Annotated in this window: 14 protein-coding genes; 11 read left to right on the forward strand and 3 right to left on the reverse strand. The window is 65.6% G+C overall.

Going from position 1 to position 16,219, the window contains the following annotated elements; genetic code table 11:
- Positions 1–71: 71 nt before the first annotated feature.
- Together K940_RS0107635 and K940_RS0107645 are read right to left on the reverse strand one after the other, a co-directional pair.
- Positions 72–1,250, reverse strand: coding sequence for an aminotransferase class I/II-fold pyridoxal phosphate-dependent enzyme (locus K940_RS0107635; RefSeq protein WP_028477041.1), 1,179 nt, complete (start codon positions 1,248–1,250; stop codon positions 72–74).
- Between the two features lie 979 nt (positions 1,251–2,229).
- Positions 2,230–2,832 carry a TetR/AcrR family transcriptional regulator gene (locus K940_RS0107645; protein WP_028477042.1) on the reverse strand — a complete coding sequence of 201 codons (603 nt, stop codon included), beginning with the start codon at positions 2,830–2,832 and terminating at the stop codon, positions 2,230–2,232.
- 226 nt (positions 2,833–3,058) lie between these two features.
- On the opposite strand from K940_RS0107645, the gene K940_RS0107650 reads away from it, so the two are divergent.
- From K940_RS0107650 to K940_RS0107700, 11 genes are read left to right on the forward strand one after another with little or no spacing between them, the layout of a single operon-like run.
- Positions 3,059–4,285: a sedoheptulose 7-phosphate cyclase gene (locus K940_RS0107650; protein ID WP_028477043.1), complete on the forward strand. Its 1,227-nt coding sequence runs from the start codon at positions 3,059–3,061 to the stop codon at positions 4,283–4,285.
- Between the two features lie 6 nt (positions 4,286–4,291).
- Complete coding sequence (locus K940_RS0107655) at positions 4,292–5,344, forward strand: 3-oxoacyl-ACP synthase III family protein (protein ID WP_028477044.1); 1,053 nt, start codon at positions 4,292–4,294, stop codon at positions 5,342–5,344.
- Positions 5,334–6,557: an MFS transporter gene (locus K940_RS0107660; protein ID WP_028477045.1), complete on the forward strand. Its 1,224-nt coding sequence runs from the start codon at positions 5,334–5,336 to the stop codon at positions 6,555–6,557. Before K940_RS0107655 ends, K940_RS0107660 begins: the two co-directional genes overlap by 11 nt.
- A 9-nt stretch (positions 6,558–6,566) precedes the next feature.
- Entirely contained in the window at positions 6,567–7,571 is a 1,005-nt protein-coding gene (locus K940_RS0107665; protein ID WP_028477046.1) for a zinc-binding dehydrogenase, read from the forward strand.
- Complete coding sequence (locus K940_RS0107670) at positions 7,564–8,379, forward strand: SDR family oxidoreductase (RefSeq protein WP_028477047.1); 816 nt, start codon at positions 7,564–7,566, stop codon at positions 8,377–8,379. The genes K940_RS0107665 and K940_RS0107670 overlap by 8 nt, the downstream gene beginning before the upstream one ends.
- Positions 8,376–9,275, forward strand: coding sequence for an NADP-dependent oxidoreductase (locus K940_RS0107675; RefSeq protein ID WP_028477048.1), 900 nt, complete (start codon positions 8,376–8,378; stop codon positions 9,273–9,275). The genes K940_RS0107670 and K940_RS0107675 overlap by 4 nt, the downstream gene beginning before the upstream one ends.
- Positions 9,272–10,093, forward strand: coding sequence for a VOC family protein (locus K940_RS27390; RefSeq protein ID WP_155980783.1), 822 nt, complete (start codon positions 9,272–9,274; stop codon positions 10,091–10,093). Before K940_RS0107675 ends, K940_RS27390 begins: the two co-directional genes overlap by 4 nt.
- Positions 10,090–10,959 (forward strand): TIGR03619 family F420-dependent LLM class oxidoreductase, encoded by an 870-nt coding sequence (locus K940_RS0107685; RefSeq protein WP_028477049.1) that lies wholly within the window; start codon positions 10,090–10,092, stop codon positions 10,957–10,959. The genes K940_RS27390 and K940_RS0107685 overlap by 4 nt, the downstream gene beginning before the upstream one ends.
- Positions 10,956–11,600 carry an HAD-IA family hydrolase gene (locus tag K940_RS0107690; protein ID WP_036527859.1) on the forward strand — a complete coding sequence of 215 codons (645 nt, stop codon included), beginning with the start codon at positions 10,956–10,958 and terminating at the stop codon, positions 11,598–11,600. The genes K940_RS0107685 and K940_RS0107690 overlap by 4 nt, the downstream gene beginning before the upstream one ends.
- A complete protein-coding gene (locus K940_RS0107695) occupies positions 11,597–12,577 on the forward strand; it encodes an ROK family protein (protein WP_028477051.1) in 981 nt (326 codons plus the stop codon). The genes K940_RS0107690 and K940_RS0107695 overlap by 4 nt, the downstream gene beginning before the upstream one ends.
- Before the next feature lie 12 nt (positions 12,578–12,589).
- A complete protein-coding gene (locus K940_RS0107700) occupies positions 12,590–13,684 on the forward strand; it encodes an alcohol dehydrogenase catalytic domain-containing protein (protein WP_028477052.1) in 1,095 nt (364 codons plus the stop codon).
- A gap of 114 nt (positions 13,685–13,798) precedes the next feature.
- Here K940_RS0107700 and K940_RS27395 read toward each other — a convergent pair whose 3' ends face one another.
- Positions 13,799–15,967, reverse strand: coding sequence for an MMPL family transporter (locus tag K940_RS27395; RefSeq protein WP_051406975.1), 2,169 nt, complete (start codon positions 15,965–15,967; stop codon positions 13,799–13,801).
- Positions 15,968–16,219: the final 252 nt, after the last annotated feature.

The following is a 16,219-nucleotide window of genomic DNA, read 5'->3' on the forward strand; positions in this document are numbered from 1 at the left end:
CGCTGCAGCTGGCGATATGGGGTCCTACCCCAACGGGCGTTGCCCGGCGCCACTGGTTACTCCGGCTTCGCTCACCAGGAGCGCAATGCGCCGCTCAGCCTGGTCAGTGCCTCCTCCATCACACATTCCCGGTGCACGAGCGCAATGCGGATATGGTTCTCACCGGGATTCCCACCGGCGGTATCCGGGCTGGCCAGATAGCGTCCCGGCATTACCTTCAGCCCATGCTCACACCACAGGTACCTGGTGACCTGATCATCTCCGGCCACCGGCAACCAGAGGAACACCCCGGCGGGCGGCCGCCGGTAACCCTGGTGGTATCCGAGGATCTCGCCGGCCAGATCCCAGTTCCTCCGCAGCGCCTGCCGGGCGCGGGCCACGTGATGGTCATCGGACCACAACCTGGCTGCGATCACCGAGGCCGTTTCCGATGGCGACACCCCGCACACGCGGTTGTAGGCAGCATATCGGCCCACCGATCCCGGATCACCGGCGATGAATCCGCTGCGCAATCCCGGGGCGGCCGATCTTTTGGACAGGGAGTGTGCCGCAACGAACCGCAATCCGGCCATATCTGGACAACTCGCGAGCTCGATCACGCCCGGGACGGGGTAGTCCAGGTATAGGTCGATAGAGCACTCGTCGGCAATCAAGACGGCCCCAGCCGATTTCGCCAGCTGCCCGATCGCCTCGAGATCGACGCGAGATATGGTCTCCCCGCCGGGTGAGCCCGGGTTGCAGACGACGATCGCAGCGGCCCGCCGGCAAGCACTGATGGCAGCTTGCAGTGAGGTGATGCCCACGCCACCCGGCCGATAGAACACCGGCCATGCTCCGGCGGCAGTGACCGCGTGCAGATACGCCGGATGGCAGGGGTTGGGCAGGACGACCGTCTGCCCCGGGGCACTCACCGCCTGCTGGATTGCCACCGAAACTGCCTGTTTCGAACCGGGTGTCGGCTCGATGGCCAGCAGGCCTTGTTGCGCCGCGCCATCGATACCGAACCGGCGTTCCAGCCATTGCTCGTAGGCATCTCGGAGTTCGTCGCTGCCGCCGGGCCGCGGATACAGGTTCCAGTCACCGGGCAATGCCGGGTCCAGCAAGGGCGGAGCAGGGGTGATCAGCGAAGGCTGGCCGAGATGCAGCTCGATCGTTTCGGTCGCCGCGGGCGGGCGGGCTGCTCCGAGCAGCCTGTGCAGCTGGGAGAAAGCGCTCTCGCCGGCAACCTGTTCAGCGACGGACCAGTGCATCGAGCACAGCCTCCCCCTGCGGGCCTGCATCGGCGCGTCGCGGATGAAACTCTCTCCATGTGGCAGCATCCGGAATCGGCGGTGCCAGTGCCGGCGCACCCGTGACGCGGCTCATCCTATACCGACCCCATTTTCGCCGGCTGCCGCTTCGAACAGCCCATTCACCCACCATGGCACTTCACTTCCCAGCAGGTGTTCCAGCAGAATCAACCAGCACCTCCGATTCCTATAGAAGCCCCACAAGAAATCGCCAGCACCGATTCCTCCTGACAGTTGCGATCACGAGCAGTACGAAACCCACCCGCTGCGTTTCTGCGCTTCGCTTCGATCACAGTCGTGCGATATGTGCGCCGATCGATACGGAATTGCAGACTATGGGAGAGATTGCTCTCGGTGAACAAGATAGAAACCCCGACCGACAGAGAAGCATGAAGCTATTTCCACAGCATCGGGCACCCGGCGATCCAGCCGGCATCCCGGTCACCGTCGGCCGATTTCCCGAAAGGCCATGCACTTCATGCATTTTCACAGAGCACTTCCCAGTTCCGGAGACAACCTTGCGAAATTGAAGCAAGAATTACCGGAATGCCTTCCGCATATCCGGGCAAACCCGGTGTCGCACCGTTGGCTACCTGCATCCGGCGGGAGATGATCCGGAAACCAGTGCCACCATGGGGTGTTGTCTGCGTGTTCATACATGCACTCCCCCTGCATCGATCACCCGGTCGTTCTGGGCGCTGACTGAAAGGTACAGCGCCGAGCATTTCTTAGCAACGCTCTGGATGCAGATTCCGGCTAGGGAGCCCGGCGCGGCAGCATCCCTGGCGGCCGTGCGGGCACCTGCTGATCAGGCACAACGAAGCACCTCCTCTGATCACGGGATAGCTGCGTCATGTAGATCACATTCTGTAAACTTCTGTCCCGCACCAAGTTCGACATGGAATGCACAAACGCGGCTCCGCGGGTGCCTGGGAAGGTACTACCTACCGAACGGCAGTGCGCTGCATGCCGTTGCAGCCATGCCGCGAAGAGTCTCGTGATCGGCCCCGTCCCGGGCGCGCTGAGACATACCCTGGATGACCGCACCTACGAATTCTGCAACGGCGCGCGGGTCGACCTCTTCCGGAATCCGCTGCCCAGCGCGATCGGCCGCGAGCCGTTCCCGGAGCAGATCGATGTTGGCATTGCGCATGGTGCGCAGACGGTCGGCGACATGCTGATTGCCGTCACTGACGGTTACTGCGCTGTTGATTATCAGGCAACCTCCAGGGCAACCGTCCGGTGCATAGGCCCGTGCAGCGCCGAACAACAGGCGGCGGATGAGTGCCGGGGAGTGTTCGATCTCGTCGAAGGCGCGCCGCAGAAAGCTACCGCGGGTGGCGTTGTACCTGTCGATTGCGGCGAAGAAGATGTCCTCCTTGCCGCCGAACGAGGCATACAGGCTTGGCGGGTTGATGCCCATCTCCCTGGTGAGTTGGGCTATGGAGGTGCCTTCGTAGCCGGACTGCCAGAAAGCGTGCATTGCCCGGTCCAATGCGGTGTCGTAGTCGAATTTGCGGCCCTGGCCCGGTCTTCCCGGCACAGTACTCCTCCCGGATCGAATGTGCACGTGACAGATGTCACTGCGTGGCACCCCGATACTACTCGTGTAGTGATCGATAAATGAATGTATGGTGCCTAGTGGGGGCCAAGCATCCTCGCCATCCGGTCACAGCAGGCCCGGACCGAGGGCGGCGATAAATGACTTCGTGGTCGTTTTGCAGGGCTACCAGAGGAATTCAGCTTCTTTGGACTCGATTGGATGCACCATGCGCAGTGTTGCAATGCTCAAAAATGGTCTGAGTCAGAGCTTCTCGATACAACCCACATGGACGGTCGAGTCGGTCAAACAGGTCAGATATCACGTGATCGCTGTGAACGATCTGTTCGACCCGTCCGAAACCGCCTTGCTCAGAGCATGTCCCGAGGCGCCGCTGGCAGCTGGGGATCGACGTCTGGTCGTCATCGATTCCAATGTCGCCACCCTGCATGGCGACCGCATAGCGGCGTGGTTCACCGCGAACGGGGTCGACGCCACGATCCTCGTGGTGCATGCCGACGAAACCGTCAAGGATTGGGAGTCGGTCACCAGAGTGGTCGACAAGATGAACGAATTCGGCATCGACCGTAGGCGGGAACCGGTCATCGCCATCGGCGGCGGGGTCCTGCTAGATGTGGTCGGCTTCGCCACCAGCCTGTACCGGCGCGGGACGCCCTACATCCGGATTCCGACCACCCTGGTCGGGCTGGTCGACGCCGGAGTGGGGGTGAAAACCGGGGTCAACTACGAGCGAGGCAAGAACCGGATCGGGACCTATGCCCCCGCGATCGCCACCTTCGCCGACCGGACCTTCCTACGTACTCTCGATGACCGGCATCTGGCCAACGGTCTCGCCGAGATTCTCAAGCTGGCACTGGTGAAGTCAGCGGAATTGTTTACCCTACTTCAGAAATTCGGCCCGGAACTGATTGCCGACCATTTCCAGGGAACCACCCCGCAAACCGATCAGGCGGCCAGGCAGGTCGTCACCGAGGCGATCCATCTGATGCTCGAGGAGCTGCAGCCGAATCTATGGGAAACCACCCTGGAACGCTGCGTCGACTACGGCCATACCTTCAGTCCCGTGCTGGAGATCACGGCACTACCCGGTCTACTACATGGGGAGGCGGTTTGCATCGATATGGCTCTCACGAGTGTGCTGGGGTTCCGCCGGGGCGATGTCAGCGGGGCCGAACTGGACCAGATCCTTTCGGTGATGACCCAGCTGCGCCTTCCGATCTGGGACGAGGTACTCACCCGCCCCGGTATCCTCGATGCCGCACTGGCCGATACGGTGCGCCACCGAGACGGTCAGCAGCGGCTGCCGCTACCGCTCGGGATCGGACGGCACCGGTTCGTCAACGATGTCACCCCCGCCGAACTCGCCGCCGGGCTCGATCATCTCGCTGCCGCCGCGGCACAGCGTATCGGCGACAAGTTCGCGGATGCGGGGTGAGCCGGAATGCGCTGGGATGATTTCTATATCGAGGGTTTCGGATCATATCTGCCTCAGCAGCGTGAATTCGCCACGGAAATGGTTGCAGCAGGCCGCTACGACGAAATCGAACATCAGAAGACGAAGCAGATCTCAGCCGTCGTGGCCGACCCCGATCGCGGTGAAACTGCGCCGGAAATGGCGGTACTGGCCGGCCGGGCCGCCCTCTGCGACGCGGGGACCGACCCCGGGGACATCGATCTACTCGTCCATGCGGTGGTGTTGCACAACGGTCTCGAAGCCTGGAACTGCGGCTCCTATATCCAGGACCAGCTCGGCATCGGCGATTGCATACCGATCGAGATCCGTACTGCCTGCGCCGGCGGGATAGTGGGCATGGAGATGGTCGGACGCTGGTGTGCGGGCAAAGGTAAGGGCGTGGTGACCGCGTCCGATGCCTGGCAGCTCCCGATGTTCGATCGCTGGAGCTCCGATAGCGGACTGGTCTACGGCGACGGGGCCGGTGCAGCGGTACTCGGGTACGACGGCGGCCCCTTCCGTATCCGGTCGACGTCAGTGGTCAGCGATCCCGCGTTGGAGCAGATGCACCGGGGATCGGAGCCGACATCCATGCCCCAGTACGGTGCCGACTCGCCGATCGATCTGCGCGCCCGGGTCGCCGCCTTCACAGCAACCCGGGATATCGATGAGTTCTGGACCCGCAATGGCGCGGCCCTGTCCCGCTGCGCGGAAACAGCGCTGGCAGATTCGGGCAGCGAGCACTCCGATATCAGCACCTGGATCCTGCCGAACTTCGGCAGTGTGCTGTTGCGCAAGCAGTGTCTGGAACCACTGAAGCTGCATCCGGAACAGACACTGGCGGCCCGGGGGCGCGAGATCGGCCACACCGGCGCCGCCGATCCGTTCATCGGTCTGGACTATATGCACCGCTCCGGACAGCTCGATGCGGGAGACCGACTGCTGCTCACCGGAATCGGCGTGGGCTTCACCTGGGGGTGCGCCGTCGTGGAATACACCGGCGCCGACGACGACAAGGAGGACATCCGGGATGGTCGGTAAGAAGACCACCGTGGGCGCCGCACCCGCACGCGGCGTCGATGCCGACAAGGCGATCCTACTGATGCTGCTCGCCGTGTTCGGAGTGGGCACGGTCGAATACCTGGTCGCCGGTGTGCTGCAGGACATCTCGGGCGATGTCGATGTATCCGACTCCACGGCCGGGCTACTGGTCACCATCTACGCGGCAACCGTGACCATCGGCGGCCCACTCCTGACCATCGCAACCGCACGTATCCGGCGTACCCCGCTCATTGCCGGGTCGATGGCGGCGTTCATCATCGGCAATGTCGGCACTGCGCTGGCGCCGAACTTCGCGGTGCTGGTCGTGTTCCGCGTCCTCACCGCGCTACCGCATGCCACGTTCTTTGCATTGTGCCTGGTGCTGGCGACCTCGCTGGTGGCGCCCGAATTCCAGGGCAGGGTCATCGCCCGGGTTGCATTGGGCCTCAACCTGGCCACCGTGCTCGGTGTACCGCTCGGCACACTGGTCGGCAACCAGCTGGGCTGGCGCTGGTCGTTCGTGCTCGTGGCGGTCTTCCAGACGATCGTCACGGTCGCGCTCTTGCTGGCGACACGCCGGGCTCCATCACATCCGGCAGGCAGTATCTCCTCCGAGATATCGGTGTTCACCAAAGGGCCGGTGCTGTGGGCGCTCGGGCTGACCGCGCTCAGCCAGGCGGCACTGTTCGTCGTCTTCACCTATATCCAGCCGTTCCTCGTCGATCATTCCGGCTTTTCGCCGGCGACCATGACGCTGCTGCTGTTCGTATTCGGCGCTGGATCGGTGGTCGGAAACCAGCTCGGCGGCCACTTCGCCGACAAGTCGATCGACCGCACTCTCTACTGCTCACTGGCGGCGCTGGTGGTGGCACTGGCCCTACTGGGTGTTTTCGGCGGGCAGCGCTGGTTCGTGGCACCGTGGTTGTTCGTCCTCGGCGCAGCCGGTTTCTCCATCATCCCGCCGCTGGCCTCCAAACTGATCAGTGCCGCCAGCGAAGCACCACACCTCGCCGCAACGGTGAACATCGCCGGCTTTCAGCTGGCCAATGCCGTAGGGGCATGGATCGGATCGGAAATGCTCTCCCGCGGGGCATCGGTATCGGTGCTGCCATTCGCCGGGGCGGCGCTCGGTGCGGTCGGTGTCGCACTGCTAGCGGTGAGCACGCAAAGTACCCGGCGGGCACTGGCGGCGACGCCGGCGCCCGCCGAATAGGCGGTGACGATGCGCGCCGCTGTGATAGACCGGCCGCATTCGGCAACGGTCATCGATGTACCGCCCCCGGAATGCGGGTTATCGGAAGTACTAATCGCCGTCGGCTATGTCGGGTTGTGCGGCACGGACCTCGAACTGCTGCACGGCACCGCGCAGTATCTCGCCGACGGGCGCGCCGGCTTTCCACACCGGTTCGGCCACGAATGGGTCGGCACCGTGCGATCGGCTGGAGCACAGGTGACCGATCTGGCACCCGGCGAGATCGTCACCGGCAGCACCATGCTGTGCTGCCAATCGTGCCGGGAATGCCTCTCCGGGAGGCGCAATCTGTGCTCGGCGCTGAAAGAGGTGGGACTCTACGGATGGACCGGCGCCGCCGCCGAGCTGCTCACGATGCCACGGCACGCGGTGATCTCGCTCGGGAGCGGGCGGGCGCGGCCGCTCCCGGCCCATGTGCTGATCGAACCATTGGTCACGGTCCTGGAGGCGATCGAGGCCGCAGATCTGGAGCCTGGTGACGAAGTACTCGTCATCGGTGCCGGAACCATGGGCAGCCTCGCCGCGGCGGTGCTGTCCCGGTATCCGGTGACCGCCGATATCGCCGAACCAGGTTCGAACACAGCGCATCTGGTCGCCGGGTCGTATCGGACCCGATTCCTCAGCGCCGAGGCCGCGGGCAGCAGCTACGACGTGGTACTCGAATGTTCGGGCGCGCCAGGGGCACTCGGCACGGCAGTACGGCGACTACGGCCGGGCGGGCGCTGCCTCGTGGTAGGAGTCTCCCCGCAACCGGAAGCCGTACTGCCGGCGTCGATCGCGCTCAATGGCATCCAAATCGCCGGGGTGCGCCATGGAGTCGACCAGTATGCCCGCGCGGTCGCTTTGTTCGACGATCTATCCGGCATGCTTACACCGATGATCGATGCCGTCGTCCCGCTGGCGGAAGTCGGCCGCGCCTTCGAACTCCTCGCCGGCCGCCGCGCCCGGCCGAAGGTGGTGATCGGCATTGGCTGAACCAGCAACAGCGCTCATCACCGGGGCGAGCAGCGGCATCGGCCGGGCCGCCGCCGCCGCATTGGCGGAACGCGGCTACCGGCTGCTGCTCGGCTATTCCTCGGGCAGCGACCGGATCGCCAGAGTGGCCGCGGATCTCACCACACGGTTCGGGGTGAGGTGCGTGCCGGTACGAGCAGACCTGCGCGACCATTCCACCGCGACCGGCGCCATCATGGCAGCGATCGATGCTACGGGGCCGGTGAGCTGCCTGGTCAACAATGCAGGGGTCAACGACCGTACCCCGGCCACCGCATTGGATGCCGATCGGGCGCACGAGGTGTTCGCGGTGAACGCCTTCGCGCCGATCGCGCTGGCCTCGGCTGTCGGCAGGCACATGATCGGCGCCGGGATACCCGGAAGCATCATCAATGTCACCTCCATCCACGAGACAGTGCCGATCACCGGTGGCGCACTGTACTGCGCGAGCAAAGCCGCCCTGGGCATGGCCACGAAAGTCCTCGCACTGGAGTTCGCCACACATGGTGTCCGGGTGAATGCGGTCGCACCGGGCGAAACCGCGACCGCCATGAACGGTGTCGCAGACGAGCAGCGCTACCGAGAGATCGCCCGCCCCGCGATTCCGCTGGGCCGTCCGGGTGGCACCGCCGAAATCGCCTCGCTGATCGCCTATCTGGCTGGTCCGGATTCCAGCTACATCACCGGGGCCTCGATCACCGCCGATGGCGGCCTGATCCTGACCGCCGCGGAAGCGAACGCACGACATGCCGGGCACTCCGGCGGTGAACCGAACAGGAGGGCGATATGAAAGCTGCCATGATCGACCGGACCGGCGGACCGGATGTGCTGCGTATAGGCCAGATCGACGAGCCCGAGACCGGACCCGACGATATCCGGATCCGTGTGGCCGCCGCCGCGGTGAATCCCGTGGATCTCAAAACCCGCTCCGGATTCCTCCCCATCGGACTGTCCTTTCCCACCGTCCTCGGCTGGGACGTCGCCGGGGTGATTTCCGAAACCGGCAGCTCCGTAACCGGATTCGCACCCGGGGATCGGGTTGTCGGGATGATCGCCCAGCCGGTCCGCGGCCACGGCACCTACGCCGAGTCGGTCACGGCACCCGCTTCATTGTTCGCCCCGGCACCCACCGGGATTCCACTCACGGATTCGGCGGCACTTCCGCTCGCCGGACTCACCGCCTTGCAGCTTCTGGACAAGCTGGCGCTGCCGGACGGATCCGCGGTACTGGTTACCGGCGCGGCAGGTGCGGTCGGCCGCATCGTGGTGCAGCTGCTGCGATCCGGGGGGCACGATGTCGACGGCCTCGCCCGCGCCTCCGACGCCGGGGAGCTGCCCCTCCTCGGCGCTGGGCGGATGTTCACCACCGTCGCGGGGCTCCCGGAAGCCAGCTACGCCGCGGTCGTCGATACCGCCGGAATTGCTGCTTCGATCCGATCGGTGCGCGACGGTGGTCGGTTCATTGCCATCGACGACAACGAGCAACCCGCCGCCACCCGCGGAATCACTCCACGTAAGAGCTATGTCGCCGAAAGCGGCGAACAACTGGCCGTACTCACCGCCGCCGTGAGTGACAAGCAGCTCGATGTGGCGGTCGGCCGGCGGTATCCGTTGGAAGAAGCCGCCACCGCGCACAAGGACTTCGGTGCCGGTGGCATGCGTGGAAAGGTTTTGCTGATCCCATGAACACCACGGACCCGCTGCACCGCATCGGTATAGCCGTACCAGACCCCGCTCGGGCCCTGCGTTTCTTCGATGATCTGGTCGGCACGGCCTCACTGGACCACACCGCGGCGACGGTGCGTTTCGAGCCGGGTATCGAAGTTTCCCTGTACACCTCGACCTCGGAAGATCCACCGAGCATCATCGACATCGGCACGAACCATCTGTGCTTCCGGGTCGCCGATATCGATGCTGCGGTGACGTATCTACACCAGCTGCCGGACCTCGATGTGCTCGGTGACGTCATCACGGTCCCGGACGGCCCCATCCGCGGCAACCGGTGGATCTACTTCCGTGCTCCCTGGGGAACGCTGTTCGAGCTCCAGCAGTGGCCGGAGACTCCCGGCTACTTCGCCGGCACATCCGAACGGCTTTTCCACGGCCATCATGCACCTGGTGATGCTGCCCTCCCCACCCTGCTCGGCCTCGACCACAGCGGATACAGCGTGTCCGACCTCGAAGCTGCCGTGAGCTACCTGGCACGCGCGCATCGGGGCCGGCTCGTGCTGCGCACCGAGATCGCTGCGGATCGCGCCTTCATGAGAGCACAGTTCGGAGCGGAGGCCGAGGGCACCTCGGTCATGGCCATGGTGGCCGCCGGCGGGCTCAATCTCGAACTATTCCAGCATCGTGCCGGGCCGCAGCGCCCAGCCAGGCCGCTGAACCGGCTCGGTGGTAACTACCTCGCCCTCGATGATCGCGCCGAAACCTCCCAGGAATCCGGGAATGCGCTGGCACGTACCGATTTCGGCATCTACGTATCAGCGGCGGCGGTGCGGTGAAGTACGGGATCAACCTGCCCAATTTCGGCCCGCAGATCACACCCGCGGGGATGGTGACCTGGGCTACGGAGGCCGAGCGGGCCGGGTTCGATGCGGTCCTGGTCTCCGATCATGTCGCCCTGACCGATGATGCCCACCGTCGCTCGCCGGCTCCGTTCTTCGACAGCCTGGCCACACTGGCCTGGTTGGCCGGGCAGACCAGCACCATCCGGCTCGGTGCAGGTGTCCTGATCGGTACCCATCGGCATCCGATCGCCCTTGCACGCGCCACAGCGACGATCGATCAGCTCAGCGGTGGGCGGTTCATCGCCGGAGTCGGCGCCGGCTGGGCCCCGGCGGCCTTCGACGTGCTCGGTGTGCCGTTTGACGAACGCGGCCGGCTCACCGATGGTGTTCTCGATATTCTCGTCGCCGCGTGGACCTCGGCCACGATCGAATATCCGGGCATGCAGGCAGCGCATCGGATACACACGGGCCCAAAGCCAGCCCAGCTACCTCATCCGCCACTATGGATCGGCGGCAATGGCGCTGCCGCACTCGCCCGGGTGAACCGGATCGGCACCGCCTGGCATCCCTTGCATCCCAGTCGCAAGACCTGCGCGGCCGGGACGCAGAGACTGTTGAAGGGAAAGCTGTTTGCCCCGCGGGTGTTCTTCCTCCCAGCGGCCGATCCGATCCCCGACGCGATACGCCCGCTCGGGTACGGAACGCCGGGCCAGATCCGGGCCGACATGAAATTCCTCGGCGATCTCGGCGCGGACACGATCGTGCTCGACACCGACCCGGGTGATCAGCGATTACGCCGTTCGTGGCAAGAGGACCTGGAATTGCTCCGGCTGGCGGCAGAAGTATTGGAGATGCAATGAGCGAGACCGGCACGACCCTGCTGGCCGAGGCACTGCTTTTCGACATGGATGGAACCCTCGTCGACTCGGCTGCGGCAATCGATGCGGTATGGCTGCAATTCGCTGCCCGGCACGGTATTTCACCCGACGCGGTACGGGCCGCGCTGCCCGGGCGGGTGGCCCGGGACATCATTTCCATGGTGCTGCCCGCTGGAGGTGATCTCGATGCGGAACTCGCCTGGCTGCGGACCCTCGAGGAATCGCCGGTACCGAATGTCACCGAAATCCCTGGAGCCCGCAGGTTGCTGGCTGGGCTTCCCGCCCGGCGATGGGCGGTAGTGACCTCCGCATCGCGGGCAATGGCCCGGCGCAGGCTCGCCGCCGCCGGGCTGCCCCAGCCGGCGGTGCTGATCTGCTCCGAAGACGTGCGGGCCGGGAAACCCGATCCCGAGGGCTTCCTCGCGGCGGCCGCCGGGCTGGGCGCCGGCATCGACCGGTGCGTGGCGTTCGAGGATTCCCCCACGGGACTCGATGCGGCCCGCCGCTCCGGCGCAATCCCCGTGGCGGTCGGCGGTGGTGCTGCGGCGTATGCGGTCACCGACCTGACCAGGGTCACCGTGCGCGTAGCCGGCAGCCGCCTGGAAGTACAGGTGAGCCGATGACCACCGTCCACCCGAAGGCATCGGTCGATCTCGGCGGCACCTGGCTGCGGATCCGTACCGGCAGCGAGCTCACCAAGCTTGCGGCACCGAGCGTGCTCAACCGCCCTGGAGCACAACCTGCGGAACTGATCGACGACCTGCTCGACACCTTGTGCACGGCAATACCCGAAGGCGCGGTCGTCACCATGTCCTGCGGTGCGGCCATGGACGAGCAATACGGGATCGTGCACGGTTCGGGTCCCCTTTGGGGAGGCGAACTCACCGAACCACTCCAGCTGGCCGGACTGTTGCGGCAGCGGCGGCCGGATGCCGCGTGGCAGGTGATCAATGACGTCACTGCCGGATTGGCCAGTTTCGTCGAACGTTTCTCCCGGCCCGACGACCGACGTGTCGCCTACTTCACCATCAGCAGCGGGATCGCTGTGCGAATCGCGGATCTGACCGAGCGATCGGTGCCGGTCGACGCCCATGGCATGCAGGGCGAGGTCGGGCATCTGCCCGCCGTCAGCTCCGCGGCCGAGATCGTCCGTGAACTGCCCTGCCCATGCGGCGGATCCGGACACGTTGCTGCGGTATCTGCCGGGCCCGCATTGCCCCGGCTGGCCGAAGCTCTCGGCGTCGCTGGTGCGCCCGTGTTGCGTTCGGAACTCAGTGCCCGGGTTCTGGCGGGTGACACGCTGGCACAACGGGTCTTGACGCTGGTGGTGGAACCGATTGCGGAGCTGATCCGGTCGCTGCGATGTTTCGATCCGCGCATCGATCTGTTCGGTCTGGGTGGAGGATATGTCGAGGGCCTGGGCTCGGTGTATCGCGACGAGCTGGCCCGCCAACTCGGGATTGCACGTTCCTATGCGGACGCCGGATACGGCGCGCAATGGTTCGGCGACCATGTCCGGGTCTGCCGCCCGGGCGATATCGACAGCCTGGATGGCGCGGCAGCTATGGCCCAGGGCACGCTCACCGTCACCAAACACTGAGGGACCGAATCCATGACGACGACTCATCGCGCCATCCTCCGCCACGGCGCCACGTGTGTGCTGGCCGACCGGCCGACCCCGGAACCGGCGGACGGCGAACTCACCGTGGCCCCGGAACGAGTCAGCCTGTGCGGCACCGATATCCAGATCCTGCGCGGTGACCGGGACGATCCTTCACCCATCGTTGGTCACGAGGGTGCTGCTCGGATCGTCGGCATCGGGCCGGGGGCCGATGATTTCGCGATCGGGGACCGGGTGGTGATCAATCCGACCCATCCGTCGGATCCGTCGTTTCTGCTGGGGCACAATGTCGAGGGCCTGTTCCAGGAGCGGGTCGTCATCGGTGCCTCCGCAGTCGCCAGCGGCCTCGTGGGGAAGCTGCCGCACGACCTGTCCCCGGAACGCGCTACTCTCGTCGAGCCGTTCGCCGTGGTGCGCTACGCACTCGGCTGCCTGGCCGCCTCACGCCCCGATACGCTCGTGGTCCACGGTGACGGTCTCATCGGCAATCTGGCCGCTGTGCTGGCACCGCACTACCTCGCCCCTGGTATCCGCATCGCCGTCGTACACCGGACCGCACACGGGCTGCGCTGGACCCGCACGAACATCCCAGCAGCCGCGAATGTGCTCTCCGGCCGCGACGACCTGGCTGCCCACACCGGCGACCGAGTAGCGGTGCTGGTGGCCACCCACCGCGCCGGAACAGTGCCGGCGATCGAGGACGTACTCGGACAGCTCGGCTCCCGAGTGGTGGCGCTGCATCTACTCGGCGGACTGGCCCCGGATGCCCGGTCGGCACAATTGCCTGGCGTCGATCTGCCCGGAGTGCGCCAGGCGAATACCGGGGGGCCATGGCCACCGGCGTCCGTTACCGTCGATACCGGGACACACCGGCTGACACTCACCGGCAACCGAGGTACCGCTACCGCCCAACTCACCGCTGCGGCCGAAGCGCTGCGCCGCTGGGATGATTCGGTCGACATGCTGCTCACCCATATCGTCGGCATGGTAGAAGGAGTCCGGTACATCAACGAGATCATCACCACCCGAACCCGGATCATCGGCGGCGAGCTCGTCATGCGGCTGGTGGTGAATCTGCACGAATAGCAGCAGGACTCCCAGCCAGCCGGCGAACCGGGACGTCGACGCAGGTACCCGCCCTCGCGGCAATATGGTTGCGGAGGCGAAGTTCTGCACCCCATCGATCCCCTGGATCGGGTACTACGAGCGGATCTTCGCCGACGGTGGGGTGGATCGCCGCGCGTGGCCGGCTCGATGGATCGGTTCCGCCTCGAAGCGAGGGAGGATCCGATCCAGCCACGGCGGGAGCTCCCACGTTCGGTTTCCCAGCAACGCGATCGCCGCGGGCAGCACGATCAGACGAACAATCGTGGCATCGAACAGGACCGCCGCCGCGAGGCCGAGCCCGAGCAGCTTGAGCACCGGCTCGGGCGCGAAGGCGAACGCGGTGAACACACTGATCATGATCACTGCGGCGGAGCTGATCACTTTGGCGGTGGTGGTCATGCCCACGATCAATCCGCGGGTGGTGTCACCGCCGGCACGTATCGTCTCCTCACGTATCCGCGCGATGAGAAACACCTCGTAATCCATGCTCAGTCCGAAGACCACCGCAAACATCAGCAGCGGCACGAACACGGCGATCGGCGTCGGCTCGTCCATCCCGAACAATGCACTTGCCCAGCCCCATTGGAAGACAACCACCACCACACCGAAGGCGGCTGCGATCGACAGGATGTTGACCAATGCAGCGCGCAGCGCCACGGCGATGGACCGAAACACGATCAACAGCAGTATCGTGCAGAAGGCGACCACCACCGCGACCACGACAACGGTCGACCCACGCACCTGCTCGGAGAAGTCGACGTACGTCGCGGTCGCACCGGTCACGGCGGCATTCGGTACGAATGCGGCGAATTCGGCCCGCAGTCGCTCGACGGTCGCCTCGGTCGCCGGATCCCTCGGCGCCTCATTCGGAATAGCCTGGACCAGTACGGCCCCGCCGTCCCGCGATGTGAGCGCCGGAGTCACCGAGGCGATTCCGGGGTCTGCCCCGACCAGTTCTCGAAGACGACGCCCCACCTCGCCGGCGCTGCCCTCGGCCACTTCGGCGACGACGAACAATGGCCCGGAATTTCCGGCCCCGAACTCGGCAGCGACCAGATCGTAGGCTCGACGAACCTCGGAACCCTGTGCGGTGCTACCCGCGTCGGGCATGGTCAACTCGATAGTGGTCGCCGGAGCGGCGAACACGGCGAGCACTGCGATTGCCCCGGCCAGCCACCAGCCGGGACGCCGGGCTACCCGGATCGTCGCTCTGGCCCACCAGGTGTGCTCGGGCTCCGCGACGTTTCGGCGCTTCGGCATCAGCCGAGCTCCGGCGATGCTCATCAGCGCGGGCAGTAATGTCACAGCCGCGACAACCGCGACGCCGACGACGAGCGCCGCCGCCGCGCCCAGGCTCATCACCAGCGGCAGGCCGGTCAGGAACAATGCACAGACCGCGATGACGACCGTGCCGCCTGCGAACAGAATCGAACGACCTGCGGTCGCGGTAGATACCGCAATCGACTCTCGAATCTCGACCCCACGCGCCAACTCCTCACGATGGCGCGTCACCAGGATCAGCGCATAGTCGATTCCGACACCCAGTCCGATCATCGCCGCGACCTGCGGCGCCTCCGTTGCAACATCGGAGACCGTGGCGAACAGCACAACGGCCGCAAAGGTGAATGCCAACGCACACGCTGCGGTGACCAACGGCAAGCCGGCCGCGACGACGCTGCCGAAGATGAGCACCAAGACCACGAGTGCGACACCGATGCCAATGGTCTCCGCGCCCCCCGTCTGCGCGCCACTGGTCACGAAACCCAAATCCCCGCCGACCACGGCTTCCACGCCCACCGACCGTGCCGGTTGCACTGCCGCGCTGACCTCGGCGGCACCTTCCGCCCCCAACTCGCCGACCGTTCGATCGAAGATCACGGTGGCGTATGCGGTTTGGCGGCTCGCGGATACTTGCGAAGGAAACTGCCATGGATCGATGACCGACGATACGCCGTCGAGCGCCGCCACCTCGGCCAACGATTGCCGAATCACCGCCGTCCCCGGACCGGCGAGCACGTCGGCGCCCGGTCGATGGAAGACCACCTGCGCTGTCGCACCGTCGGCGCCGGGAAAGTGGTCGCCGATCACGCCGGTCCCGCGTTCGGACTCCGAGCCGGGGACCCGAATGTCGTCGGTGGTCTCGCCGCCGACGCCGATTGCGAGGCCGATAACGGCTGTCGATGCCGCCGACCACAATGCGAGCACGACGATCGGATGTCCCGCACAAAAACGACCCAGCAGGTACAACTTCGATGAGTGCATTGTCTCGATCCTCCGGAGAGGCCCTTGGGTGTCCGTTGCCGCCCGCGAGGGCGAGGGCGGCGGTATTCCCTGGGCCCGCCCGGTTCGGAGCCACAGCAACTCGATTCCGAACGCTACCCGATCCTCCGTTGCGCCCCCGCGGGTAACCAACCGACTGGGTATCGCAGCACTACTCAGCGACACCGCGGCCACAACGCGAGACTACCTTTCGCCGCGCCCGCGGGCGATGTTCAGCCGGCACGCTCGACCAAC

Source organism: Nocardia sp. CNY236 (assembly GCF_000482385.1).
Lineage (GTDB): Bacteria > Actinomycetota > Actinomycetes > Mycobacteriales > Mycobacteriaceae > Nocardia.